22 protein-coding genes and 3 pseudogenes are annotated in these 25,397 nt (G+C 59.3%); 13 read left to right on the forward strand and 12 right to left on the reverse strand.

Features of this window, described 5'->3' with window-relative positions; translation table 11 throughout:
* The 3 genes and pseudogenes from KUL77_RS11010 to KUL77_RS11020 form a co-directional block, all read left to right on the forward strand.
* A pseudogene (locus KUL77_RS11010) lies at positions 1-595 on the forward strand (OmpA family protein); the annotation flags it as partial.
* A 208-nt stretch (positions 596-803) separates the two neighbouring features.
* On the forward strand, positions 804-1,280 hold the full coding sequence (locus KUL77_RS11015; RefSeq protein ID WP_297147029.1) for a hypothetical protein: 477 nt from the start codon (positions 804-806) through the stop codon (positions 1,278-1,280).
* A complete protein-coding gene (locus KUL77_RS11020) occupies positions 1,277-2,026 on the forward strand; it encodes a pseudouridine synthase (protein WP_297147032.1) in 750 nt (249 codons plus the stop codon). Before KUL77_RS11015 ends, KUL77_RS11020 begins: the two co-directional genes overlap by 4 nt.
* 3 nt (positions 2,027-2,029) lie before the next feature.
* On the opposite strand, the gene kbl is transcribed toward KUL77_RS11020, so the two are convergent.
* Entirely contained in the window at positions 2,030-3,238 is a 1,209-nt protein-coding gene (gene kbl, locus KUL77_RS11025; RefSeq protein WP_297147035.1) for a glycine C-acetyltransferase, read from the reverse strand.
* Between the two features lie 147 nt (positions 3,239-3,385).
* Between kbl and KUL77_RS11030 the strand changes: the two genes are divergently transcribed.
* Positions 3,386-4,087, forward strand: coding sequence for a TorF family putative porin (locus KUL77_RS11030; protein ID WP_297147038.1), 702 nt, complete (start codon positions 3,386-3,388; stop codon positions 4,085-4,087).
* A gap of 85 nt (positions 4,088-4,172) precedes the next feature.
* Here KUL77_RS11030 and tdh read toward each other — a convergent pair whose 3' ends face one another.
* Positions 4,173-5,195: an L-threonine 3-dehydrogenase gene (gene tdh, locus KUL77_RS11035; RefSeq protein ID WP_297147041.1), complete on the reverse strand. Its 1,023-nt coding sequence runs from the start codon at positions 5,193-5,195 to the stop codon at positions 4,173-4,175.
* 159 nt (positions 5,196-5,354) lie between these two features.
* Between tdh and KUL77_RS11040 the strand changes: the two genes are divergently transcribed.
* The 7 genes from KUL77_RS11040 (at position 5,355) to KUL77_RS11070 (ending at position 15,117) form a co-directional block, all read left to right on the forward strand.
* The gene (locus KUL77_RS11040) at positions 5,355-7,505 is read left to right on the forward strand and encodes a S46 family peptidase (protein ID WP_297147043.1); all 2,151 of its coding nucleotides are present in this window, start codon (positions 5,355-5,357) and stop codon (positions 7,503-7,505) included.
* A 63-nt stretch (positions 7,506-7,568) separates the two neighbouring features.
* Complete coding sequence (locus KUL77_RS11045; RefSeq protein ID WP_297147296.1) at positions 7,569-9,722, forward strand: S46 family peptidase; 2,154 nt, start codon at positions 7,569-7,571, stop codon at positions 9,720-9,722.
* 121 nt (positions 9,723-9,843) lie between these two features.
* A complete protein-coding gene (locus KUL77_RS11050; RefSeq protein ID WP_297147046.1) occupies positions 9,844-10,494 on the forward strand; it encodes a histidine phosphatase family protein in 651 nt (216 codons plus the stop codon).
* Between the two features lie 15 nt (positions 10,495-10,509).
* Complete coding sequence (gene folC, locus KUL77_RS11055; protein WP_297147049.1) at positions 10,510-11,772, forward strand: bifunctional tetrahydrofolate synthase/dihydrofolate synthase; 1,263 nt, start codon at positions 10,510-10,512, stop codon at positions 11,770-11,772.
* 61 nt (positions 11,773-11,833) lie between these two features.
* Positions 11,834-12,838: an SPOR domain-containing protein gene (locus KUL77_RS11060; protein WP_297147053.1), complete on the forward strand. Its 1,005-nt coding sequence runs from the start codon at positions 11,834-11,836 to the stop codon at positions 12,836-12,838.
* Positions 12,839-12,865: 27 nt separating this feature from the next.
* The gene (purF, locus tag KUL77_RS11065) at positions 12,866-14,323 is read left to right on the forward strand and encodes an amidophosphoribosyltransferase (RefSeq protein WP_297147056.1); all 1,458 of its coding nucleotides are present in this window, start codon (positions 12,866-12,868) and stop codon (positions 14,321-14,323) included.
* Positions 14,320-15,117 carry a ferritin-like domain-containing protein gene (locus tag KUL77_RS11070; RefSeq protein ID WP_297147058.1) on the forward strand — a complete coding sequence of 266 codons (798 nt, stop codon included), beginning with the start codon at positions 14,320-14,322 and terminating at the stop codon, positions 15,115-15,117. The genes purF and KUL77_RS11070 overlap by 4 nt, the downstream gene beginning before the upstream one ends.
* Here KUL77_RS11070 and murU read toward each other — a convergent pair.
* Positions 15,114-15,818: an N-acetylmuramate alpha-1-phosphate uridylyltransferase MurU gene (gene murU / locus KUL77_RS11075; RefSeq protein ID WP_297147061.1), complete on the reverse strand. Its 705-nt coding sequence runs from the start codon at positions 15,816-15,818 to the stop codon at positions 15,114-15,116. The genes KUL77_RS11070 and murU overlap by 4 nt on opposite strands.
* Positions 15,815-16,822 (reverse strand): phosphotransferase, encoded by a 1,008-nt coding sequence (locus KUL77_RS11080; RefSeq protein ID WP_297147063.1) that lies wholly within the window; start codon positions 16,820-16,822, stop codon positions 15,815-15,817. Before KUL77_RS11080 ends, murU begins: the two co-directional genes overlap by 4 nt.
* Positions 16,823-16,874: 52 nt before the next feature.
* On the opposite strand from KUL77_RS11080, the gene KUL77_RS11085 reads away from it, so the two are divergent.
* Positions 16,875-18,278 carry a mannose-1-phosphate guanylyltransferase/mannose-6-phosphate isomerase gene (locus KUL77_RS11085; RefSeq protein ID WP_297147066.1) on the forward strand — a complete coding sequence of 468 codons (1,404 nt, stop codon included), beginning with the start codon at positions 16,875-16,877 and terminating at the stop codon, positions 18,276-18,278.
* 186 nt (positions 18,279-18,464) lie between these two features.
* On the opposite strand, the gene cysK is transcribed toward KUL77_RS11085, so the two are convergent.
* Both cysK and cysG read right to left on the reverse strand, forming a co-directional pair.
* Complete coding sequence (gene cysK / locus KUL77_RS11090; protein ID WP_297147068.1) at positions 18,465-19,424, reverse strand: cysteine synthase A; 960 nt, start codon at positions 19,422-19,424, stop codon at positions 18,465-18,467.
* Between the two features lie 28 nt (positions 19,425-19,452).
* Entirely contained in the window at positions 19,453-20,910 is a 1,458-nt protein-coding gene (cysG, locus tag KUL77_RS11095; protein WP_297147071.1) for a siroheme synthase CysG, read from the reverse strand.
* Positions 20,911-21,060: 150 nt separating this feature from the next.
* Between cysG and KUL77_RS11100 the strand changes: the two genes are divergently transcribed.
* Positions 21,061-22,023 carry a LysR substrate-binding domain-containing protein gene (locus KUL77_RS11100; protein WP_297147073.1) on the forward strand — a complete coding sequence of 321 codons (963 nt, stop codon included), beginning with the start codon at positions 21,061-21,063 and terminating at the stop codon, positions 22,021-22,023.
* A gap of 48 nt (positions 22,024-22,071) precedes the next feature.
* On the opposite strand, the gene KUL77_RS11105 is transcribed toward KUL77_RS11100, so the two are convergent.
* From KUL77_RS11105 to KUL77_RS11130, 6 genes and pseudogenes are all read right to left on the reverse strand, one after another.
* On the reverse strand, positions 22,072-22,479 hold the full coding sequence (locus KUL77_RS11105; RefSeq protein ID WP_297147076.1) for a type II toxin-antitoxin system VapC family toxin: 408 nt from the start codon (positions 22,477-22,479) through the stop codon (positions 22,072-22,074).
* A complete protein-coding gene (locus KUL77_RS11110) occupies positions 22,476-22,805 on the reverse strand; it encodes a hypothetical protein (RefSeq protein ID WP_297147079.1) in 330 nt (109 codons plus the stop codon). Before KUL77_RS11110 ends, KUL77_RS11105 begins: the two co-directional genes overlap by 4 nt.
* 56 nt (positions 22,806-22,861) lie before the next feature.
* The gene (locus KUL77_RS11115) at positions 22,862-23,029 is read right to left on the reverse strand and encodes a hypothetical protein (protein ID WP_297147081.1); all 168 of its coding nucleotides are present in this window, start codon (positions 23,027-23,029) and stop codon (positions 22,862-22,864) included.
* 293 nt (positions 23,030-23,322) lie between these two features.
* On the reverse strand, positions 23,323-23,943 hold the full coding sequence (locus KUL77_RS11120; RefSeq protein ID WP_297147084.1) for a hypothetical protein: 621 nt from the start codon (positions 23,941-23,943) through the stop codon (positions 23,323-23,325).
* A gap of 335 nt (positions 23,944-24,278) precedes the next feature.
* Positions 24,279-24,671: pseudogene (locus KUL77_RS12615) on the reverse strand (DNA methyltransferase); the annotation flags it as partial.
* A 54-nt stretch (positions 24,672-24,725) separates the two neighbouring features.
* A pseudogene (locus KUL77_RS11130) lies at positions 24,726-25,382 on the reverse strand (DNA methyltransferase); the annotation flags it as partial.
* Positions 25,383-25,397 lie beyond the last annotated feature (15 nt).

Below are 25,397 nucleotides of genomic sequence, written 5' to 3' on the forward strand. Positions count from 1 at the left end.
CAACTTCGCCGCCAAGGTCGGCGTCGGTATCCAGGGTGGTGGCGAGCGCGTCAAGATCCGCACCGAACTGGCCTACCGCGCCGATTTCGACGACAGCAGCGTCGCCGCGCCGGACGAAGACTGGTTCGGCGACGTGCTTGCCTCGGTGGGCGTGGTGATTCCGCTGGGCCCGGAGCCGACCGCCCCGGTCGCCCCGGCGCCGGCGGCACCGAGCTGTGCCGACAGCGACAGCGACGGCGACGGCGTGAACGATTGCGACGACAAGTGCCCGGATTCGCAGCCTGGCCAGACGATCGGTCCGGACGGTTGCCCGGTGCCGGTGTCGATCGACCTGAAGGGCGTGAACTTCGACTTCGATAAAGCAAGCCTGCGTCCTGACGCTGTGGCGATCTTGAACGAAGCCGCTGAGATCCTGAAGCGCTACCCTGACCTGAAGGTGGAAGTGGCTGGCCATACCGACCAGTGCGGTAAGGAAGGCTACAACCAGACTCTGTCTGAGAAGCGCGCCAAGACCGTGTATGACTTCCTGACCAGCAATGGTGTGGACGCCGCACGTCTGTCGGGCCCGAACGGTTACGGCTTCAGCCGTCCGCTGGAAGATAAGGGCACCAACAAGCTGCCGGGTTGCAAGAGCGAGAAGAACCGCCGCACCGAGTTGAACAGCCTGTAATTAGGCCGTTCATCCCTGTAGCTTTGAAAAGCCCGGCATTCGCCGGGCTTTTCTTATAGGGAAATGCTATCGGATGGATTGGCATTCTGCTGCGCTGCGCCTACACTGTCGCGGTTCTTAGTGGAGTGTGGCTATGCTGTCTGTGCGTTATGCAATCTGTACTGTCTCGCTGGGCTTTCTGCCATTGATGGCGCATGCGGCGGGCGATGTTTGTCGTGCAGAGGCGCTGGCCACGGTCACGATGCGGCCGACGATATTGACGCCGGTGGCGGTTGAGTTTGCGTCGGCGTCCACCCAGTTGGGCGGAGCAAGCGGCGTACTGGCGCAGTCGTTCGACGAGGTGTTATCGGTTGATAGCGTGTTGGCGCGCATTCGTGTGGATGGTTGCCGCGCTTCAAGCAAGCAGCAGGCTCCCGCCGCAGCAGGTGCGACCGACGCGGCGTATAAGCCACAGACGGCGTTCGACAATACGCCTTGGCGCTTCAATATGACCCAAGAAGGCAAGCGCATGACGGCCGATGAATTTGATGCGTGGATGAAGTCGCGCGGCGTACGCGTGGTGGGGAAGAAGGACGCCCCCGCAGCCGAGGCACCAGCGGCGGCCAAGTGAGTCTGCGCAGGCAGCCGCCTGTTGCAAGAGCGCCACGCTATGGGCTGGCGCGCATTCTCTCGAAGCGTGGTCTGTGTTCGCGCAGTGAGGCAGAGCAACTGATTCGTGCAGGACGCGTGCGTGTGGACGGGCGCTGCGTCAATGATCCTGAATTTCCCGCAGATCTGCAGCGGGCGCGGATCGAGATTGACGCGCAGCAAGTCGCACGTGCGGCTCCGCAATACCTGATGCTCAACAAGCCGCGCGGGTTGGTGACAACGACGCAAGATGAGCACGGGCGTGACACCGTGTATCGCTGTTTTGATGGCGCAGATTTAGGTTGGATCGCACCTGTGGGGCGTTTGGATAAAGCTAGCGAAGGGTTATTGCTGTTTACCAATGACCCGCAATGGGCTGCGCGTATTACTTCGCCAGAAAGTGCGCTATGTAAGACCTATCATGTACAGGTGACGTGCATTCCTACAGCGAACATGCTGCAGGCCATGCAAGCGGGTGTTACTGCGGAAGGGGAGCTATTACGCGCGAAGTCGGTACGCTTATTGCGCGCCGGTGAGAAGTACGCGTGGCTGGAAATTGTGTTGGATGAAGGGCGAAACCGACAGATTCGCCGGTTATTAGCCGCGCTTGAGATTGGCGTGTTGCGGCTCGTGCGGGTAGCGATTGGGCCACTGGTCTTGGGCGAATTACCGAAAGGACAATGGCGCGCATTGACGGCGGCCGAAGCCGCCGCCCTTAGTGGCGCATAAACTTTAGACCTTCAGCACGCCCAGTTCACGACCGATGCGGGTGAAGGCGTCGATCGCGTGGTCGAGCTGCTCGCGGGTATGCGCCGCGCTCATCTGGGTGCGGATGCGGGCCTGGCCCTTGGCCACCACCGGGAAGAAGAAGCCGATCGCGTAGATGCCTTCTTCCAGCAGGCGCTCGGCAAAGCGCTGCGCCAGCGGCGCGTCGTACAGCATCACCGGGCAGATCGGGTGCACGCCGGGTTTGATCTCGAAACCGGCGGCGCCCATCTTTTCGCGGAAATAGGCAGTGTTCTCCTGCAGGCGGGTGCGCAGCTCGCCGGCCGCGGCCAGCATTTCGAAGGCCTTGGTGCCGGCGGCGGCCACATGCGGCGGCAGCGAGTTGGAGAACAGATAGGGGCGCGAGCGCTGGCGCAGCAGTTCGATCACCTCGCTGCGGGCGGTAGTGAAGCCGCCCAGCGCGCCGCCCATCGCCTTGCCGAGGGTGCCGGTGATGATGTCGATCTTGTCCAGCACGCCCTTGACCTCGGCGCTGCCGCGGCCGGTTGCGCCGAGGAAGCCGGTGGCATGGCATTCGTCGATATGCACCAGCGCGCCGTATTTTTCCGCCAGCGCGGTGATTTCATCCAGCGGGGCGATGAAGCCGTCCATCGAGAACACGCCATCGGTGGTGATCAGGATGGTGCGCGCGCCGTCGGCTTTCGCCTGCTTGAGCTGCGCTTCGAGATCGGCCATGTCGCAATTGGCGTAGCGATAGCGCTTGGCCTTGCATAGGCGCACGCCGTCGATGATCGAGGCGTGGTTGAGGGCGTCGGAAATGATCGCGTCGTTTTCATCCAGCAGCGGCTCGAACAGGCCGCCGTTGGCGTCGAAGCAGGCGGCGTAGAGGATGGTGTCCTGCTTGCCGAAGAAGTTGGAAATGGTGCGCTCCAGCTGCTTGTGCAGGTCTTGGGTGCCGCAGATGAAGCGCACCGAGGCCATGCCGAAGCCGTGGCTGTCCAGCGCGGCCTTGGCTGCGGCGATCACATCCGGATGGTCGGCCAGGCCCAAGTAGTTGTTGGCGCAGAAGTTCAGCACCTTGCGGCCGTCTTCTAGGGTGATTTCGGCCGACTGCGGGCTGGTGATGATGCGCTCGGACTTGAACAGGCCGGCAGCGCGGATTTCATCCAGTGTGTCGGCGTAGCGGCGGGTCAAATCAGAAGAAGTAGCGGTCATGGTGGGTCTTCGCAGGGGTAAAACGCTAAGTTTAGCGAGAGCGTGTGAACCCTGCAGGCAACGGCGGCTGAAGAAACCTTGCAGTAGGAGCTTGCATGACGATGAAATTAGTTAAAATGTGGTGAATTCAATCACTCGCCTCCGCCCATGAAACTCGCCGCCCTCTCTTTTGCGTTGTCCCTCCTTGTGCTTCCGCTTGCTGCGAACGCCGCTGAAGAAGAGGCAGAGTCGCCTATTAGCTGGGAAATCAGCGCTGCTTCGGACTACCTCTTCCGTGGCGTGTCGCAGACCGATGAAAAGCCGACTCTGCAGGGTAATTTGACGTGGACGGCCCCAGTGGGCGTGTACGTGGGTGTGGCTGCGGCCGGCGTGAATTTTGGGCCGGGCGCACCCGCTACCGAGCTGGATTACACCGTTGGTTATGGCCGCAGTGTGGGTGAATCGGTGGCGCTGGATGTATCGCTTAATCGCTATACCTATCTAGGCGCGCGTGAGCTAAATTACAACGAGCTGATTACCACGGCGACATTTGCCGATACGTATAACGTCACGGTTGGCTACAGCAGCAACGTATGGAACAGCGGGAGCGTTGGGCTGTACTACGGCGTTGGCGCAGAGTGGGCGTTGCCGCAGGAGTTTAGCGTGAGTGCAAACGTGGGCCGCAGCATCTTCCGTGATCCAGACGCGGTGGAACTCGACAATTACACCGACTGGGGTGTGGCGCTAAGCCGCACGCTGGGGCCTGCGAAGATTTCCCTAGGCTATTACGGCACCGACAGCACGGCGCGCGCGATGTTGGGTAAAACGGCAGACAACCGCGTGATGCTGACTGTGGCGTTTTCGAACTAAACACGGCGGCATTGCGTGAAATAAAAAAGGCACCCTAGCTCCCTATAACTGGGGGTGCCTTTTTTATTACGCAGCGAACGGATGATTACGTCCAGTTCAGTACCACTTTCCCTGCTTTGCCTGCTTCCATCAGGTCAAAGCCTTCTTGGAAGCGTTCCACCGGCAACTGGTGGGTGAGCACCTTGCCCAGCGGGAAGCCAGATAGCACGAGCTGGGTCATTTTGTACCAAGTCTCGTACATCTTGCGGCCGTAGATGCCCTGCACGGTGAGGCCTTTGAAGATGATCTTGTCCCAGTCGCAGCCGGCGCCCTTGGGCATGATGCCGAGCATCGCGATCTTGCCGCCGTGGTACATGCAGTCGAGCATGTCGTTGAAGGCGCGCGGGTTGCCGCTCATCTCCAGGCCCACGTCGAAGCCTTCCATGTGCAGGTCGGCCATCACGTCCTTCAGCGAAGTGTTGGCGACGTTGACCACGCGGGTGGCGCCCATGTCGGCGGCCAGCTTCAGGCGGTAGTCGTTGACGTCGGTGACCACCACGTTGCGTGCGCCGATGTGCTTGCAGATGCCGGCGGCGATGATGCCGATCGGGCCGGCGCCGGTGATCAGCACGTCCTCGCCGATCACGTCGAATTCCAGCGCGCAGTGGGCGGCGTTGCCGTAGGGGTCGAAGAACGCGGCCAATTCCGAGGGGATCTGGTCGGGGATCGGCCACAGGTTGCTGGCCGGCATGGTCATGTATTCGGCGAATGCGCCGTTGCGGTTCACGCCGATGCCCACCGTGTTCGGGCACAGGTGCGGACGGCCGCCGCGGCAGTTGCGGCAATGTCCGCAGACGATATGGCCCTCGGCCGAGACGCGTTGGCCCACTTCGTAGCCGGTCACCGCCGACCCCAGCTGGGCGATGCGGCCGACGAACTCGTGGCCGATGGTCAGGCCCGGCTGGATGGTGCGCTGGCTCCATTCGTCCCACAGGTAGATGTGCAGGTCGGTGCCGCAGATGGCGGTCTTCTCCAGCTTGACCAGGACCTCGTTCGGGCCCGGTGTGGGTACCGGAACGTCTTCCATCCAAATACCTTTGCTGGCTTCGCGTTTGACTAACGCGCGCATCGTAGTTGCGTGTGACATGCCTGATCTCGTGTGCATAACAGCGGGTGGGGGCGGCCATTTTACTGTGCTGAAGGGTTTACGGCTTGTGACTGAGGTCAGGGGCAAGTCACGGCGAAGGATGGTCTAATACGCAATTCTGTTTGAATAAGGAGCTGCCGTATGCGCCGCCAATCGTTAACTGCTGCACTGGCCCTGACGCTAACTGGTGGTTTAGCCCACGCCGATGAAGGGATGTGGATGCCTTCGCAATTGCCACAACTGGCGCCGCAGCTCAAAGCGGCTGGGTTTGCGGGTGATCCTGCGCAATTGGCTGATGTGACGAAAGCGCCGCTATCGGCGGTGGTGTCGCTGGGCGGCTGCACCGCGAGCTTTGTTTCACCCGAAGGGTTAGCTGTGACCAACCATCACTGCGCGATGGGGGCGATCCAGCTCAATTCCACGCCGGAAAACAATCTGATTGAAAACGGCTTTATTGCGGCTAATCGCGGCGAAGAAGTGTCGGCTGGGCCGGGCGCACGCATGTTTGTAACGGTGGCGTTTGATGACATCACTGCGCAAATTCTGGCAGGTGCAAAGGGCAAAACTGGGCGCGCGTATTTTGATGCAGTGGATGCGGCAAAGAAAGCGGCCGTGGCCGCGTGCGAGCAGGACGCTGGGCACCGCTGCAGCGTGGCAGATATGTACTACGGCAGCGCGTTTTATCGTATCAAGCAGTTGGAGCTGAAAGATATTCGTTTGGTGTACGCGCCGCCCGTGTCAATTGGCAATTACGGCGATGAGATTGATAACTTCATGTGGCCCCGCCACGTGGGGGATTTCACCTTCTACCGCGCTTATGTAGGCCAAGACGGAAAACCCGCGGCCTATAGCAAGGACAATGTCCCCTACGCACCACCCGCGCATCTGACGGTATCCACCGCGCCGGTGAAAGCCGGTGACTTTGCGATGCTGGCAGGCTATCCGGGGCGCACCTTCCGCCACCGCACGGCGTCTGAGTTTGCAGGCCAGATCGACTGGCTGCTGCCTAACCGTGTGGCGATGTATGAGGGGCTGATTCAAACGATTGAACGCGGCAGCGCGGGCAATAAGGCTAAAGAGGTGCTGTATGCCTCGACGGTGGCCGGTTATAAAAACACGCTCAAACGGGCACAAGGGGAGCTTGAAGGCTTGCGCCGCAGCGATGCGGTGCATGTGCGCAGCGCAGATGAAAAGGCGATGCTGGCGTGGCTTGTGAAGCAGCCCCATGCTGCGCAGCTGCAGGCGGATATTGCCGCGATGCAGGCCCAGCTGGATATGGAAGACGCCACCCGTGCGCGCGATTTTATTTTGCCCTTCCTGCGCCCCGGCCTGCTGGGTGCGGCGGTGCAGTTACAGCGCTTGGCGTTGGAGCGGGGTAAGCCGGATGCGCAGCGTGAATCTGGCTATCAGCAGCGCGACGAGGCGATGATTGAAGGCGGGCTCAAGCAGCTGCAGCGGCGCTTTGATCCTGAGGTTGAAAAGGACATTCTGCGGTACGCCTTGAAGCGCTACTTCGCGCTGCCTCGGGACATGCGTGTGCCGGAATTTGAAACCGTGTTTGGCGGTACGCCACTGCAGGCAGAATCACGCCTACGGGCGTTATATGCGGGAACCCAGCTTGGTGTTGAAGCCAAGCGTCTGGACGCGATGCAACAAAATGCGGCGGAGCTGTCGGCCTCAAACGATACGTTGCTAAAAGCCGCGGCAACTTTGCTGCCAGCCCTGCTGCGGCTGGAGGCTCAAGATAAGCAGCGCGCAGGGGAATTATTGCGACTGCGTCCGGCGTATATGCAAACGCTCATTGCGTATCGCAAATCGCAGGGACGTGCGGTGTATCCGGATGCAAACTCCACCTTGCGCGTGAGCTACGGCAAGGTGAGCGCGCTCACACCGCGCGATGGTGTGGACTATCGCCCACTCACAACGGTGGCAGGAATTGTGGAGAAAAATACCGGCGTGGTGCCATTTAACGCACCTAAGCCCTTGCTCGATGCGATTGTCAAAGGTGACTTTGGTAGTACTGCCGATGCTGCGCTGGGCACGCAGACGGTGGACTTCATGACCAATCTCGATACCACCGGCGGTAACTCGGGTTCGCCGGTGTTAGATGCGCAAGGCAAATTGATTGGGCTGAACTTCGATTCCAACTGGGAGGCGGTGAGCGCCAGTTGGATGTACGACCCACGCTATAAGCGCGCGATTCATGTGGACATGCGCTATCTGCGCTGGCTGCTGGCCAAGGTGTATCCGGCGCCGCAGCTGCTGAAAGAAATGAACCTTCCAGCGGAATGATCCGCTGGACACTATTGACAGTAAGACCCTCACAAAAAGGACGATGTAATGCGTAAAACAACTATGGCCATTGGGGTAGCCCTGGCCGTCGCGGGAATGGGTTCGGCCGTGGCCGGTGAAGGCATGTGGGTGCCTCAGCAGCTGCCAGAAATCGCTGGCCCGCTGAAGAAAGCGGGGCTTAAGCTCAACCCGCAGCAGCTCGCCAATCTCACTGGCGATCCGATGGGTGCGGTGGTCTCGCTAGGCGGCTGTACGGCGAGCTTTGTTTCCCCGCAGGGCTTGGTGGCGACCAACCACCACTGCGCTTACGGCGCGATCCAGCTCAATTCCACCCCCGAAAAGAATTTAATTCGCGACGGTTTTAACCCTGCTACGCAGGCAGAGGAACTCTCCGCCGGGCCGAATGCGCGCATCTATGTGCTTGAGGACATCACCGACGTTACCGAGCAGGCCAAAGCAGCGATGGATGCAGCGGGCAATGACCCGGTAGCGCGCGTAAATGCGCTAGAAGCCTTCGATAAAAAGACCACCAGTGCGTGTGAGTCAGAAGCGGGCTACCGCTGCCGCGTGTACAGCTTTATGGGCGGCAATACTTACCGTCTCTTCAAAAATTTGGAAATCAAAGACGTGCGCTTAGCGTATGCACCACCGTCGTCCGTGGGTAAGTTTGGTGGCGATATCGACAACTGGATGTGGCCGCGTCACACCGGTGATTTCAGCTTCTACCGTGCTTATGTGGGCAAAGATGGCAAGCCTGCGGCGTACAGCCAAGACAACGTGCCTTACCAGCCTAAGCATTGGCTGAAGATCGCCGACAAGCCATTAGGCGCGGGTGATTTTGTGATGGTGGCGGGCTATCCGGGCCGCACCGATCGTTACGCGCTGGCGGCGGAGTTTGAAAACACCCAAGACTGGCGCTACCCGGCTATTGTGCAGGCCTATAACGACCAAATTGCGATGGTGGAAGCGGCCAGCAAAACCGATAAGCAAGTAGAAGTGAAGTACGCCAGCAATATGGCGGGCTGGAACAACACCAGTAAAAATTTCGCTGGTCAGCTGGAAGGCTTCAAACGCAATGACGTGCTCGGCATTAAGCAGAAAGAAGAGGCCGCCGTGTTGGCGTGGCTGCGCGCGCAGGGAGAGGCAGGTAAGCCCGCGCTGGCGGCGCACGATGCACTGGTACAGCTGGTGGAGCAGGGCAAGCAAACCCAAGCGCGCGATATGGTGCTAGGGAGTTTCAACCGTACCAGCGTGCTGGGAACTGCGGTGAATCTGTATCGCCTTGCGATTGAAAAGCAAAAGCCCGATGCCGAACGCGAAGCGGGTTATCAGCAGCGTGACCTGCCGGGGATTGAAGGCGGGCTGAAGCAGATGGAGCGCCGTTATGTGGCGTCGATGGATCGCCAGTTCCAGCAGTACTGGTTGGAGCGCTACGTGGCGCTGCCTACGGCGCAGCACGTTGCAGCTGTGGATGCATGGCTGGGTGGAAGCGATAAGGTCGCCGCCGATAAAGCCCTGCAGCGGCTGGATGGCAGCAAACTCGGGAATCTCGATGAACGCCTGAAGTGGCTGAATGCCGACCGCGCTACATTTGAAGCCAGCCAAGACCCGGCCATTCAATATGCAGTGGCGGTGATGCCCACCCTGCTGCAGATGGAAGAGCAGAGCAAGGTGAGCTACGGCAAGGCGCTGATGGCGCGCCCGCTGTATCTCAAGGCGATTGCCGACTACAAGCATAGCAAGGGTGAGTTCGTGTACCCCGACGCTAACTCGTCGCTGCGTATCACCTTCGGCAATGTGAAGGGCTATACCAGCCTGAAGGGCGAGCAGTACGCACCGTTCACCAAGCTGGAAGAAGTGGCAGCGAAGGAAACCGGCGCTGAGCCGTTCGATAACCCCAAAGCGCTACTCGATGCGGTGAAGGCCAAGCGCTACGGTGGTCTGGAAGACAAGCGTCTGAGTACGGTGCCGGTGAACTTTCTATCTGACCTCGACATCACCGGCGGTAACTCCGGCTCACCGGTGCTCGACGCACAGGGTAAATTGGTGGGTTTGGCGTTCGATGGCACTATCGAATCTGTCTCTTCCAACTGGGTGTTCGACCCGGTCATCACCCGCATGATCTCGGTGGATCAGCGCTATATGCGTTGGATCATGCAAGAAGTGATGCCCGCGCCGCGCCTGCTGCAAGAGCTGGGTGTGCCTGCGAAGAAGTAAGCGCAGCGTGTTGTTTCGTGCAAACGCCGGCCTCGTGTCGGCGTTTGCCGTTTCTGGAAGGGCAGAGTGCGTTGGGTTCTGTTAGTCTTGTGCGCTGCACAATATCGAGGCTTTCCTTGCTATGCGAATCCTGCTTGCCCGTCATGGAGAAACCCCGTGGAATGCCGAAGGCCGCTATCAAGGTCAGGTGGACATTCCTCTGTCCGAGGTGGGCGTCGCACAGGCAACGGCGCTGGGTGAACGTCTAAAAGGGCTACGGATTGATCGCGCTATTGCCTCGCCGCTTTCCCGTGCCACGCGCACCGCGCAGCTAGCACTTGGGGAAGCGCGTGCGCCGATGCTCAGCTTCGACGAAGGCTTCTTGGAAATCGGCCACGGCGATTGGGAAGGCCTGACTACGCCTGAAATTGAAGCACAAGACCCGGAACGCCTACGCGCGTGGCGGCAGTCGCCCGATGTGGTGCAAATGCCGGGCAAAGGCGGAGAGTCGATTCAGCAAGTGCAAGACCGCGCATGGCCTGCCTTGGAGCGCGCCTGTGCGGGGCTTGGCGATGCCGAAACGCTGTTGATCGTGGCGCACGATGCAGTAAATCGCGTGCTCCTGTGCAAACTACTTGGCATGTCGCTGGCGCGGATGTGGACATACCGGCAGGCCCCCGCCACTTTGAACCTGCTCGAAGGCCCCAGTGTTGCGGCGTTGGAAGTCGTGCGCCTCAACGACTGCGCGCACCACACCGCATTTTTTGGTGAGGCGAAACACCGAGCGCTGTAAATCGCCCGTTACACTATGGCTATGTCGCGTTCACTTTCCGATTGGCTCGCCTATATCGAGCTTCAGCACCCCAAAACGATTGCACTCGGCTTAGATCGCGTGCGTGAAGTCGCCGCGCGGATGGGCTTGGGTAAACCGGCCCGCCGTGTGGTGACGGTAGGCGGCACCAATGGCAAAGGGTCAACGGTGGCGTTTATGGAAGCCATCGCGCGCGCGCAGGGGTTACGCGTGGGTGCGTACACCTCGCCACATTTGCACCGCTATAACGAGCGCGTGCGCGTGGATGCGGCTGAAGTCAGTGATACCCAGCTCGTTGCCGGGTTTGAAGCTGTTGAAGCCGCACGCGCAAACACACCATTGACCTATTTTGAATACGGCACGCTGTGCGCGCTATGGGTGTTTGCGCAGCAGCCGTTGGATCTGGTGGTGTTAGAAGTGGGGCTGGGTGGGCGTTTGGATGCGGTCAATCTGGTCGATGCCGATGCCGCCATCATCACCACGGTCGATTTAGACCACCAAGACTGGCTGGGCAGCGATATTGAAACGATTGGGCTGGAGAAGGCCGGCATCGCGCGCCCGTTCAAACCGCTGATATTGGGCGATGACGACCCGCCCGCCGGCGTGCTGCGGCATGCCTATGCCATTGGCGCACCGGCGTGGCGGATTGCGAATGATTTTTTTGCCGAAACAATTGATGCAGAGCATTGGCGCTGGCGTGAAGTAGGCTGTTCGATGACGCTGCCGATGCCTGCGCTGGTAGCACCTGTGCAGCTGCGTAACGCCGCCTGCGCGATTGCCGCGCTGCGTGCACTGCGCCTGCGGGTTGAGCGTGGAGCGATTGAGCAAGGCTTGCTCAACACGCAGGCGGCTGGGCGGTTGCAACGTTTTGAACAAGACGGCGTTGAGGTGTTGGTCGATGTAGGCCATAACCCGCAGGCGGCGCGCGCGCTGGCGCAGTGGCTGCAAGGCCAGCCGCCGCGACGCACCTTGGCGGTGTACGCCGCATTGGCCGATAAAGACGCAAAAGGCGTTGTGCAGGCGCTGGAAGGCTGGGTGTCGGCCTGGCATTTGGCCGGATTAGAGTCGGCAGGGCCACGCGGTACGGATGCGGCCGCGCTTGCGCAGCGTCTGCAGGGTACTGCCGCGCAAGAAGGCGCGCAGCATGTGGATGTGCAAGCGGCGCTGCGCGCTGCACTGGAAGCGGCTAAACCCGATGGACGGGTGTTGGCGTTCGGTTCCTTTCACGTGGTTGAACAAGCATTACGCGAACTGAACTGACCGTTCTCCGCTCCCGGTATAATCTCCCTTCTTCACCCGCGCCTGTTGCCACGGAACCTCAATGGATGCTTCGCTGAAACAGCGCCTCATCGGCGCGGCTGTGCTGGTTTTATTGGCGGTCATTTTCTTGCCTCTTTTGGTGAAAGGCCCGGCACCGGCAAGCGGTGTGTCGGGGGTATCGCTCACCATTCCGCCTGAGCCGAAAGAAATCAATGGCGTAATGACGCAAGACTTGCCGCTGGCCGTGCCGGGAGCCGTACCTGCAGGCGGTGCAGCGGGCATGCCTGCTGCAGTGCAAGCCCCAGCATCTGAGCCTGCAGAAGAAACCCCTGCGGATGAAGACGTGCCGTTATCGGCTGTAGCCGCTGGTGATTTTGCGGTGAGCTTTGGCAGCTACGCCACACCTGCCGATGCTGAAAAAGTGATTGCCGCGCTCCAAGGTGTGGGCCTGCCTGCGTATCAAGAGCCGGTGACTTTGGGCAGCCGCCAAGCGCAGCGAGTGCGCATTGGCCCGTTTGCCGACCAAGCGATGGCCGAGTCTGCGCGCCTGCGTGCGGGCCGAGTGCGCAGTGACTTAAACGCAAAAGTCATTGCACTCAATGCTGGAGATGCGCAAGCTACACCAGCGGCCGTTCCAGAGGCTAAGCCGGCCGCGGCACCTGCACCTGCGCAGATGAAACCAGAAAAAGAAGTCGCGGTTAGCAAGCCAGCGCCAGTGCCGCCAGTAAAACCAGCCGCTCCGGCAGCGAAACCCGAGCCCGCTCCGGCAAAGCCTGCGCCCCCTGCAGCGAAACCTGAGCCCACACCGGCAAAACCTGCCAACCCGGCGGGGACTGGGTTCGTGGTGCAAATTGGTGCATTCACCTCAAGTGCTGATGCCACAGCGCAGCGCGATGCCATCCGTAAAGCCGGTTTCAACGCCTTTACCGACACCGTTTCGGGTGCGTCGGGAAGTTTGACGCGCGTGCGCGTGGGGCCGGTGATGACGCGCGCTGAAGCGGATGCCTTGAAAGCCAAACTCAGCGCGCAAACAGGGAAAGACGGGCAAGTACGCCCGCATCCCTGATTTTATTGATCAATTAGGACTCTTCGTATGTGCGGCATTGTGGGAATCGTAGGTCAAACCGAAGTGGCTGGGCTGCTGTATGACGGGCTCACCATGCTGCAGCACCGTGGCCAAGACGCCGCCGGTATCGCCACCGTGCACGGCTCGCACTTGCGTGTGCACAAAGGTAATGGTCTCGTGCGCGACGTGTTCGACTCCAAGTCGATGGCGCTGTTGGAAGGCAAGGTCGGTATTGCCCACTGCCGCTATCCCACCGCAGGTAGCGAGGGTAGCGACGAAGCGCAACCGTTCTATGTCAACTCGCCTTATGGCATCGCGCTGGCGCATAACGGCAACCTGACTAATACCGAAGCGCTGCGGCAGGAAGTATTTGAGCAGGATCGTCGCAATATCAATACCGGCTCGGATTCGGAAGTCTTGCTCAATGTGTTCGCACACGAGCTGGATATGCAGAAGGCACTCTCGCCGGAAGCGGCTTTTGTCGCATTGGAAGGTGTCAACCGCCGCGCCAAGGGTGGCTACGCCGTAGTCTGTGCGGTGCTTGGGCTGGGCTTGGTGGCCTTCCGTGATCCGCACGGTATTCGCCCCTTAGTGCTTGGGAAGCGTGGTAATGAATACATCGTGGCGTCGGAATCGGTTGCGCTGGACGTACTGGGTTTTGAGCGTGTGCGTGATGTAGAGCCGGGCGAGGGCGTGGTGATTACTGACGACGGTCAGTTGCATGCGCGCCAGTGTGCGCCGCAGGCCGAGCACGCCACCTGCATTTTCGAGTACGTGTATTTCGCACGCCCGGATTCGATGATCGAAAATATTTCGGTGCATAAAGCGCGCATGCGCATGGGTGTCACCTTGGGCGAAAAAATTCTGCGTGAACGCCCGCAGCACGATATTGATGTGGTGATCCCTATCCCAGATACCAGCCGCGACTCTGCGCTGGAACTGGCCAACGTATTAGGCGTGAAGTATCGCGAGGGCTTCATCAAAAACCGCTACGTGGGGCGCACCTTCATCATGCCTGGGCAGGGTGAACGGGCGAAGTCGGTCAAGCGCAAGCTAAACCCCATTCCGTTAGAGTTTCGCAACCGCGTGGTGCTCTTGGTGGACGACTCCATCGTGCGCGGCACCACTTCGCAGCAGATCGTGCAGATGGCGCGTGATGCGGGTGCCAAGAAGGTATATCTGGCCTCAGCTGCGCCGCCGGTGCGTCATCCAAATGTGTATGGCATCGACATGCCATCGCGCGAAGAATTGGTGGCGCATAACCGGACAGAAAAGGACGTTGAAGAATTGTTGGGCTGCGATTGGCTGATTTACCAAGATCTAGCCGATTTAGAAGCTGCTGTTGCGGGGCCAAAATTCCCGGGTCGTAAGTTTGATAGCTCGTGCTTCAATGGCGAATACATCACCGGGATTGCTCCCGATTATTTCGAACGTATCAAACAGCAGCGTTCGGACGATGCAAAGAAAAAACGGCGCGCCTCTTGAACTTATTCGAAGCTGCGCGTGCTTGCTTAGATGCCGCTACGTCGGAAGCGAAACCCGCGCTTACGTTGCAGCTAAGCGATGCGTTTGCACGCGGCGAGCTTCTGCTTGAGGCAGGCGCACCACCAGAGCCCATTTGCATGCCGGGGCGGCCTGCCAAGCCTGTGCTCGTGCATCCCCGCGATCTGCCTCGGCGTGGTTTTGGTAGTGTGGAAGGGCGAGCCGCGTTTATCCACGCCGTAGCGCATATCGAATTCAATGCGATTGATCTAGCGTGGGACGCGGTCTATCGCTTTCGCGGACTACCCGCGCAGTTTTATGCCGACTGGGTAGGCGTGGCGCGCGATGAAGCGCGGCATTTCATGATGGTGCGCTCACGCCTGCAAGCACTGGGTTACGACTACGGCGATTTCGATGCCCATAACGGGCTATGGGAAATGGCCGAGAAAACTGCGCACGACGGCCTTGCGCGCATGGCGTTGGTGCCGCGCGTCTTAGAAGCGCGCGGGCTGGATGTCACGCCGGGGATGATCGTCAAATTGCGGCAATTAAACGACGACACAACCGCCGATATTCTTGAAGTCATTTTGCGCGAGGAAGTGGCGCATGTGGCCGCCGGTTCGCGCTGGTATCGTTGGTACTGCGAGCGTGCAGGTGTCGATCACCGCACGCGTTTTCGCGAACTGCTTCGGGAATACGCGGGAGGGGTGCTGCATAAGCCCTTCAATACAGAGGCGCGCTTGCAAGCAGGCTTCGATTTAGATGAGCTTGAAAGCTTGCTGGAAGAAGCAGACTAGCTTGCGCTGAGTTCGCGATTGAGCTGGCTCAGCCGCTCTGGCGTGCCTACGTCGGTCCAGTGCCCGTTATGGAGTTGTCCGCTCACGGCAGCACGCGCCATTGCTGCGCGCAGTAACGGTGCCAGTTTGAAGCGCGGCGGTGTTTCATCTGCGCCTGCCGCTGTGCCGATCACATCGCGCCAATTTTGAAGCAGTGCTGGCTGATACATGCCGATGCCCGCAAAGGTGAATTGCGAAGCGCCTTCTGCAAGCAGTTGGCCGTTTAGCATGAGGGCGAAATCCCCATTGGGATGGTGGGTAGGGTTATTCACCAGTACCAAATGCGCTTCGCCGTTAAGTGATTGGGGCAGTGTGCGGAAGTCGAAGTCGCACCAAATATCGCCGTTGATGGCAAGAAATGGCGCGTCACCCAAGCTAGAAAGTGCATTCAACATGCCGCCGCCGGTTTCAAGTGGTGTTTCGCCTTCATAAACGTAGTGCAGGCGAAGCCCCCAGCGGCTGCCGTTGCCTAGTGTTTGCGGAAACTGCTCGGCCAGCCACGACGTGTTGATAACCACATCTTCAACGCCAAGTTCGGCTAGGCGTTCTAAATGCCAAACGATCAAAGGCTTTCCGCCAGCGACGAGTAGTGGCTTGGGCGTATGGTTCGTCAGTGGGCGCATGCGTTCACCCAAGCCAGCAGCAAAGATCAATGCCTTCATGCGTGCACCTTGGCAAGGGCAGGTTTGAGTGTGTATTCCAGTAACTCTGCCAATGGCGTGAGTTCTGGATATTTGGGAACAACCGCGTCGAGATACGCCATAAAGCGTGGCGCATCGGCAAGGTAGCGCGGCTTTTCATCACGATGGTGTAGCCGCGCAAAAATGCCAAGAATCTTGAGGTGGCGCTGTACGCCGAGCCAGTCTGCATCGCGCAAAAACGTGGGCAGTGATGGCACAGGCAGCCCTGCATGCTGTGCGGCTGCGTGATAGTGCTGTAACCATGTGTTGACGCGTGGCTCTGGCCAGCTGAGGAAAGCATCGCGCATCAGGCTCACGGGGTCGTATGCAATCGGGCCGCGCACGAGATCTTGGAAATCCAGCACCGCAAGCCCGTGCGTACTAGGCATCAGATTACGCAGCATGAAGTCTCGATGTGTGGGTACCTGCGCTTGCGCTAAGGCGTTGTCCATCAGCCTACGCTGCACAAGTTCCAGGCGTTCGGCATCGGCGCAGCTCAGTTCAAGGCCAAGGTGGCGGCGAATAAACCATTCTTCAAACAGGCCTGCATCGCGCTGTAATAGTGCTTCACCAAACGCAGGGAAATCTGCAGGGAGCGGCAGTGTTTGCAGGCAAACAAGCTGCTGGATGGCCGCCGCCATGACGTGTTCAACCGACTCAGCGGTAACAATTTGCGCCACGTTGGGGCCGCCTAAGTCTTCCAGCAGTAAAAAGCCGTGCTCAATATCGCGGGCCAATACCTGTGGCACGCGCACGCCGTGCTGGTGGAGTAAGTCATGCACGCGCAACCACGGGCGCACGTCTTCTTTGCCGGGAGGTGCGTCCATCACGATATGCGAGGGCGCGTGCCCCAAGGTGCGCCAATAGCTACGGAAACCCGCATCGGAAGAAGCACTTTCCAATGTCAGTGTGGAAGAGTGCAGTGCGGTTTGCGCCCAAATTAGGCGAGATTGGCTGCGGATGTCGTCGGTTGCGGATGCGCTCATGTGTAAAGGGTAAACTGCAGCGTTGAATTTGCGCAGCTGTAGCGAGGTTTTTGTGACGAAATTGCAGCCGGTTTTACTTTCTGGGGGCTCCGGTACGCGGCTTTGGCCGCTCTCGCGCGAGGCCTATCCCAAACAATTTTTGCCACTGGCGGGTAAAGACACCATGCTGCAGGCCACTTGGCAGCGGGTTGCCGCGATTGCAGGTGCGGCTCCTATCGTGGTGGCTGGGGAAGAACATCGGTTTTTGGTGGCCGAGCAGTTGCGCCAAATTGGCGCGCCAACCCCGGCCATCGTGCTGGAGCCGGTGGGGCGCAATACTGCACCGGCCATCGCCGCGGCGGCGCTGCAGGCCCTTGCAGGTGGAGAAGATCCGCTACTACTGGTGTTGCCTTCGGATCATGTCGTTCGCAATGCGCAGGCGTTTTGTGCAGCGGTGCAGCAGGCGATGCCCGCGGCCGAAGCAGGGGCGCTGGTAACGTTTGGTACCGTACCCGACGCACCGGAAACCGGCTTTGGTTATATCCAAGCTGCGCCGGGTGAAGGCGTGCAGAAGGTGCTGCGCTTTGTGGAAAAGCCCGATGCGGCCACCGCCCAAGGCTATCTCGATGCAGGCGGGTATTACTGGAATAGCGGGATGTTCCTGCTGCGGGCTTCGCGTTATTTAGAAGAGCTTGAGCGCTTCCACCCGGATATGGTGGCGGCTGTGCGCAAAGCGTTTGAAAGCGCCGCACGCGATGGTGATTTTATTCGTCTAGACAAAACCGACTTTGCTGCGTGTCCGTCGGATTCTATCGACTACGCGGTGATGGAAAAAACCGCAGCGGCGATGGTGTTGCCGGTGGATATTGGCTGGAACGACGTCGGCTCGTGGTCGGCGCTATGGGAAGTAAGCGAACAAGACGGTGACGGCAATGCCCACCGTGGTGATGTGATCGCGATTGATACCCGCAACAGCTACGCCTATGCACAGCGGCTTGTGGCTTTAGTGGGTGTAGATGATTTGGTGGTAGTGGAAACCGATGACGCAGTGCTGGTGGCGCGCAAAGATAAAGTGCAGCAGGTGAAGGATGTGGTAGCGCGGCTGAAGGCCGAGCAGCGCAGCCAAGCGGTGCTGCACCGCGAAGTGCATCGCCCGTGGGGCAGTTACGATTCCATCGACATGGCCGATGGGTTTCAAGTGAAGCGCATCAAGGTGAAGCCGGGTGCGCGGCTGTCGCTACAGTCACACCGGCAGCGCGCCGAGCACTGGGTGGTGGTGCGCGGCACGGCGCGGGTCACGCGTGATAATGATGTGTTTGAACTGTTCGCAAACCAGTCCACCTATATCCCGATTGGTGCTAAGCACCGCTTGGAAAACCCGGGTAAGGAGATGCTGGAGTTGATCGAGGTGCAGTCGGGCGATTATTTAGGTGAAGACGACATCGTGCGCTATGAGGATGTGTACGGGCGCTCATAGTCTTGAACTGCCACCTTCTACCGTCGGGTACTGCCTTCCGCAGATGTCCTCCGGCATTGGTCTGTGACCAATGCCTCCTCCTTGATTCTGCTCCAGATAGTACCCGACGGTAGAAGGTTAGTCTTGAAGTACAAACCCCGTCTGCATGATGAGACGGGGTTTGTGTGTACTGCGAAAACGTTTTGATTAGCCGAGGCTTGCCAGCCACTCGTCGTCGCTGCCTTGGTTGAGGCCAGAGAACAGCGGCGAAGAGAAGTAGCGCGTTCCGGTGTCTGGCAGCATGGCCAACAGCACCGAGCCTGCGGGGGCGGTTTCGGCAATTTTCAGCGCGGTGGCCGCGGTGGCGCCGGAGGAAATACCCACCAAGATGCCTTCTTCGGCAGCTAGGCGGCGCGCGGTTTCAAACGCTTCTTCATCGCCCACGGTGCGCAGTTCGTCATAAGCCTGGCGGTTGATGACTTCGGGCACGAAGTCTGGCGTCCAGCCTTGAATTTTGTGCGAGTTCCATTCGTTCTTGGCCAGCAGTGGCGCAGCCGCGGGTTCAGTGCCGATGATCTTGGTGGCGGGGCGCGCTACCTTCAGCACTTCACCCACGCCGGTGAGCGTACCGCCGCTGCCCCAGCCGCTGACAAAGTAATCCAAGCGCTTGCCTGCAAAATCGCGCAGAATTTCGGCGGCAGTGGTCTGGCGGTGGTAGGCCGGGTTGGCGGGGTTGGTGAATTGGCTGGCCCAGAACCAGCCGTGTTTTTCCGCCAGTTCCTTGGCTTTTTCCACCATGCCAACGCCGCGTGCAGCAGCGGGGGTAAGGATGACCTTCGCGCCATACGCGCGCATGGCTTGACGGCGCTCGATGGAGAAGGTTTCGGTCATCACTGCAACAAATTTATAGCCGCGCGCTGCAGCGATCATGGCCAGCGCAATGCCGGTATTACCCGAGGTGGCTTCCACAATGGTGTCGCCGGGCTTGAGCAGACCGCGACGTTCGGCATCTAAGATGATGCCAAGGCCAAGGCGATCTTTCACCGAGCCACCGGGGTTAAACGCCTCGGCTTTGACATAAACATCCACATGTTTTGGCGCGATGCGCTGCAGTTTGATGATGGGGGTGTTGCCAACGGCATCGAGGATCGAGTTGTAAATGGTCATTGCGAAATCCTTTGAATATGGAAATGAATCAGGCGGCACGTGCGAGCGGTGATGGCGAACATCGCTCGTGTGTGTCAACGAGAGGCGGGCTACCGAACCAGTGCAGCCGTTGTGCGAGTGCGGCAACTTCGCCGATGATCAAAAGCGCGGGGGCTTGCACGGCATGCTGTTGCGCAAGCTCTGGAAGCTGCGCCAACGTACCGGTGATGACGCGCTGCTGCGGGCGGCTGCCGTTTTCTACTAGTGCAAACGGTGTGTCGCTGCTGCGACCATGTGCGATCAGCCGCTCGCGCACATGCGACAGCCCGCTCACGCCCATATAAAACACCAGCGTTTGTTGAGCCTTGGCCAGCGCCGCCCAGTCGTGTTCCGCTTCACCATTGCGCGCGCGCGCAGTCAGAATATGCAGCGATTGCGCGTACTCGCGGTGGGTCAGTGGAATGCCTGCATAAGCCGCGCAGGCGGTGGCAGCCGTGATGCCAGGAACGACTTCAAACGCAATGCCTTCGGCCTGCAGTGCTTCAAGCTCTTCGCCGCCGCGCCCGAATACAAACGAGTCGCCACCCTTCAGACGCACCACGCGCTTACCCGTGTTGGCGTGTTCGATCATCAAACGATGAATATGCTGCTGGGTGGCGTCGTGGTCCTCGCCGACACGTTTGCCTACTTCAATCTGCAGAGCATCGCGCCGAGCGAGGGCGAGCACATCTTGGCTGACAAGACGGTCATATAAGATGACATCGGCTTCATTCAAAACGCGTAGGGCGCGCAGGGTAAGTAGCCCAGCATCGCCGGGGCCAGCGCCCACCAGTGCCACACTACCGCGTGGCGGTGTGGGGGTTGCGTGCAGTTCGCTTTCGATCGCGTGCTGCGCCGCCAGCGTTTGGCCACGGCGCAGCAGGGTTGGCACAGGGCCACGGAGGATGCGTTCAAAAAATGCGCGCCGTGTTGCAAGATTGGGGAAACGCTGGCGAATGCGCGCACGCAGGCCAGCAAGCCGCTCCGCGAGTGCGCCTAAAGATTCATCCAACTGTTGTTCAAGCTGTTCGCGTAGGTGCCGCGCCAGCATGGGGGATGCGCCGCCGCTGGATATTGCCACCTGCAGTGGGCCGCGTTGCACCCGTGCCGAAAGCTGGGCGCTGGTGAGTTCGGCATCGTCAACCACATTCACCCAGAGTTTGCGCGCATGCGCGGCATCGGCAATAACTTGGTTGACGGAGCGGTGGTTGGTGGCGGCAATCACCAGCCAAACATCGTTGAGCCATTCGGGGGTGAAAGAGCCGACGAGATGGGTGATGTGCGCTTGCTGCTTCAGGTTGCGCAAGTTGTCCGTGAGATCGGGCGCGCCAACGATGACCTCGGCCCCGGCTTCAAGCAGTGCAGGCACTTTGCGTGTGGCAATACTGCCGCCGCCAACCACCAATACGCGGCGGCCGCGCAGGTCGAGAAATAGCGGAAACAGGGCAGGGGAGGCGGAAGAAGGCATGGGCTAACGCTAGGCTTCATTCCGAGTTTCTGGAAATAGTGGCCGGATGTTTTGTTATTCCTCGTTGGCATAAGCAAGCTATAGACAGGGCTGCACTACTCGTTATAATCCATCGCTATATACAGATTAAGCGATATAAAAGGCCAAGTCATGACGCTCACCCAGCTTCGCTACCTCGTTGCCATTGCCGACTCCGGTTTCAACATTACCCAAGCGGCTGAAAAGGTACATGCCACCCAGCCGGGTCTGTCCAAGCAGCTCAAGCAGCTTGAAGACGAGCTTGGGTTTCAGCTATTTCTGCGCAAAGGACGCAGCTTAGAAGGTGTGGCACCCGCGGGGGCCAAGGTGATCGAACACGCGCGCCGGATTCTTGCTGAGGCGGCCAATATCCGCAGCTACGCGGCCAATGAGCGCGGTGAATTCAGTGGGCGGCTACTGCTGGCAACCACCCATACGCAAGCACGCTATGTGTTGCCGCGCGTGCTGGCCGATATTACCCGCCGCTATCCACAAGTTAGCGTGGACTTGTTCGCTGCAGGCGATGCCGAAGTGCTGGAGAAATTAGATGAAGCCGATTTTGGCCTAATTAGTACGGCCGGCAGCGTGCCATCTACGCAAGGTATTGCGGTCCCACTATTCCGCTGGAAGCGCGTGTTGTTGGTACCTAAAACACATCCGCTCGCAGTGCTGGGGCGCGCCCCTACGGTTGAAGAGTTGGCACGCTATCCGCTGATTTCCTATGAGTCCTCAACACTGCCCGAATCGTCGCTGCAGCGCACGTTCGCAGCCGCGGGTGTGCGGCCACAAATTGCGATGACCGCGCGCGACGCTAACCTCATCAAGACCTATGTGCGCACCGGCCTAGGCGCGGGAGTACTCGCTGAGATGGCGGTGGGGGCGCATGAAGATGATGATTTGCGTGTGATTGAAGCGCCGCAAGAGTTGCCGGAATGCATTACTTGGGCCGTTGTGCCGCGTGGCCGCGTGTTACGCGAATACGCGCTGGCGCTGCTGCACGCCCTAGCCCCACAGGTGGACGCACGTGATCTGCGGCGGATTTTGGAAGGCAACCTCGAACCGCATTGGCCGGAGCTGCCGCGCTGGAAGGCGTAAGGTGGTTCCTAGAATATTGATGAAGCGCGCGCCCGATTTGTTTAAGCATCAGGCCATCCAATCATCAAGTTTCAAGCCGGGTACGCGCTTGAAGTGGCGGGTGTTGTGGGTGACCAGCGGCAGGTCTAGTGCCAACGCATGGGCGGCGATCTGAGTATCCATCGCGCCGATGGCTTTGCCGGTCTGTTGTAGCTTTGCGGCAATCTGGCCATAACAGTCGGCAGCTTCCACGGACCACGGTAGGGCCGGTAGCTCTTGAAGCAGCAGGTCGACATTGCGGCGGCGCTTATCGTCTTCTGCCAGTAGCGCCAGTTCGAACCGTACCTCCGCACGAGTGACAACGGAAATGGCGGCCTCCTGATGTTGCAGCGCGTGCAATACGCGCTTTTGCAGCACGGGTGAGCTGTTGCGGACGAAGTAGCCCAAGATATTTGTGTCAAGCAGAAACTTGATCACTTCCGCCCCTTGGGCTTGTCGTCGCGCCTAGTAGGGAGCTTTTTAGCTGCGGCCGATGCCGGCTGCGCAAAAGGATCGATTGGTGGTGCGTTGCGACGCTGGGATTCGGACAGAAAGTCATGGGGCAACGGGTTTTCGGCAATGGCCGATACCAATGCTTCCAACCGCTGCTGGCGCAGCAGTCCCGTGTCCTTGGGGCGCAAGGTGATCTCGCCCGTTACCTCGTTGCGCGAGATCCACATTTCCTCCACGTCCACCCGGTACGCCTTGGGCAAGCGGATGGCCTGGCTGTGACCTGTGGTGAACACCTTGGCGGTCGCGGTCATGGTTGGCCTCTTTGTGTATCTACGGAACCGTATCTATTTTATGGCTAGCCAAGTGATCAAGTCAAAATCGTTATTGCCCCGTAGAGAAGCGCAAGCCGCGCTGGGTGAAATCGGCTGTACTGGCCGCCACTATGGGGGGCAAGATAAACCTCATCTGCGCCCGTAGATTCAATCGTCGGCTGTATCTGGGCGTCATCGACCGTGGTGGTGAAGGTGTCGGTCATGGTATGGTTTCCGCACGGATCAGGAGGCTTGCCGGGCCTGATGTGGCGGCTCCCGCCGCTATCCTTCCACGAACTGGGCCAATACCCAGCAGTCCGCAGGGAGCGCCGCAGAGCGTATTGGCGGGTCTGTTGGCAAAGGCAATCGTCATGTTGGTGGCGGTCGCCCCCAAACTAGCAAGCCGGAACGCGATGATCTCTGTGCGCGGTCGGCTCGAAAAAGATCGAACGATCCCCAAATCCCGCAGGGCAACACCTCGGCGATCATGGTTCGCGTTCAAGGTGGCATGAAGCGCTTACGACAATTCCGCCATCCAGTTCCAAGCTGGATTCAAGTCGCCCCAATCGAAGGTAACGCCAAGGCTTCCGTCATCATTGACGATGCGCAGCTTGTCGTTGTCCTTGGTGACGAACATGACTTTGCCGTAGATTTTCGGCACGCGCCGCGCTTTCCGGCTGGCGTCTTTGGTGCTTTCCTTGGTCTCAATTAGGCGCGTCATGGCGGGCTTGCCTGTGGGGTATTCCAAGCACACCACAAAGTCCGGGTAGAAGTAATTGCCGTGCTCGCTGCGTACCAGACGCACCGACCAAGGCTTGCGATCCGGGTTTCGATGCCACCAGAGCACGGCTTCGTCGCGGTCAAGCGAGTCGATGAAATCACGCTCTTCCATATTGGCGGCGGTTGCACCGTCGTAGCTACCGACGAGCAGCTTGCCACCATTGAAGTGCAGAGCAGTAGCGGCCATGCTGGTTCTGGCGTCAATGCTCAACGCCTCGCGCTCTGATTCAATGTTGTCTTTGAGTGGCGGCACCACGCCATACAAGTTCTTGCGCGACGGCTTCAGGGCATGTTGCAGTGGATACAGCATGGCATCCGGCAGCGGGCTTGCATCGTTGACCGTTGCAAACTTCGCCACGGTTTCCTGCACCAGCTCGGCCAAGGCCTGCGCTTGTCGGCGGATGACCCAACAAGCGGCGTCACGGGCCAGACGTGCCAGTTGCTTTTCATCCTGTACCGCTTCGCCAACTTCCGTAGGCGGTGTGGCAACCTAATGTCGCAATCGCCAGCGCGGGCAATCCGTTGCACCGCTTCATTGCGGAAGCCGGTGATGGTGTGGGTCAGTCTCAGGCTGAGCAAGGGATGGGCGTCGGCGGGGGCGGCCTCGAAGGGGATATCCGCTGGTGCAATTTTCTTCAGTTGCAAGTAGGCGAACTCACCGCCTTGTGCGGCAGTGAAGCCGGGCTTGCCTGCATAACCTGCGCTCACGCGGCGCAGGCGTTCGGCGCAGACATCGCGGCAGATGTTTTTGTTCGGTTCTTTGCTCGTGGCTTCGGTGCTGGAGCACAGGATGTAGCGGCGTGCGCCATCGTCTTCAGCATTGAGTTCCAGCACGGCCTGGCCGGTGGTGCCGGAGCCTGCGAAGAAGTCGAGAACGATGTCGCCGGGGCGGGAGGCTTGGGCGAGCAGACCTTTGATGAGGGATGCCGGTTTGGCGTAATTGAATGCCCGGTCACCAAAAATTTGCGCCACCTGTCGCGCACCCTCCTGATTTGTGGATGACACTAGACTGTCGTCGGCCTCGTAAGTGCCTTCTTCAAAAGACGGCACGATCCAACTGGACAACGGTTGAGTTTGGTTGCGCAAATCGGCCTTGTAACGCTTGAACTGCGGGCGACCAAAACCGACGGGTTTGCCTACTCACTGCTCCAAGTCTGGCAAGTCGCGGCGCAAAATAGGCGTTTTTCCGCTCTTGGGTACATCACCCGCATCGATTGCAGCCAGCAAGTCTTCCAACGTGTTCCAAGTTTCTACCCGTTGCTCTTGGGGAAACAAGATTTGTCCCAAACGCACAAACTCTTCCATACTTTTTGCTTGCAGTGTTTGCCCTGTTTTCAAACGTGATTCGCTGGCGTACACCCAGATGCGATCCGGGTTGGGTGGATAGTGAATTCCTGTTTCCGCGTCCACCAATGGATAGTAAAGGTTAGGGCGTTCCTTGAAGGAAAAGCCCAGCGTTAAATCACTTGTTCTCCAATCTCCACGCGGGTCGTTGTCCGGATTGCTGTACATCTCATAGCTTTTCTCGAACCCATTGAACGCAAAACCGCCATTGCCATACACCAATACATGCTCGTGATCGACGGACAGGAAACAGTCTCGATCTGCGTTTGAGCCTTGGCGTGTTCGCCAGACGATGCTGCCCAGCCGCCGCCCCGGCAACACTTCATCCATCAATAACTCTAACCGCGAGCGGTTCTCGTCATTGATCGACACCAGAATCACGCCATCTGGCGTCAATAAATCCCGCGCCAAGGTCAAACGCTGATAGAGAAACTCCAACCACTGCGAATGCCGCCAACGGTCGTTGGC

The organism is Thermomonas sp., assembly GCF_019104945.1.
In the GTDB taxonomy this organism is placed as follows: domain Bacteria; phylum Pseudomonadota; class Gammaproteobacteria; order Xanthomonadales; family Xanthomonadaceae; genus Thermomonas.